General features: G+C 41.0%; 1 protein-coding gene. It reads right to left on the reverse strand.

What is annotated here, in order from left to right; translation table 11 throughout:
* Positions 1 to 52: 52 nt before the first annotated feature.
* Positions 53 to 251, reverse strand: a 199-nt coding sequence (locus SB752_RS32985; protein ID WP_410719592.1) for a type 2 periplasmic-binding domain-containing protein, incomplete at its 5' end; no start/stop codon positions are given.

Here is a 251-nt window from a genome sequence, read left to right on the forward strand (position 1 = left end):
CTAATACATATATATTCGAACATTTTTAGCTAATCATAATATTTTACTTAGGCTATTTATTTAAACCTGCCACTTGTATTCTTTCAACCAAAAAATCTACCGCCGCTTTTACCTTGGGTACTAGGTAGCGCTGTTTTTGATACAGCAGATAAACCGCCATGTCAGAATGCTGAGTGATGGCTAACTTGTGTTCAAAGGTTAGCTCTTGCAGTGCGCCTGACTCAAGATACGACGCCAGCGCCCACCGAGTG

It is taken from the genome of Brevibacillus sp. SIMBA_040, from assembly GCF_046535075.1.
GTDB lineage: Bacteria > Bacillota > Bacilli > Brevibacillales > Brevibacillaceae > Brevibacillus.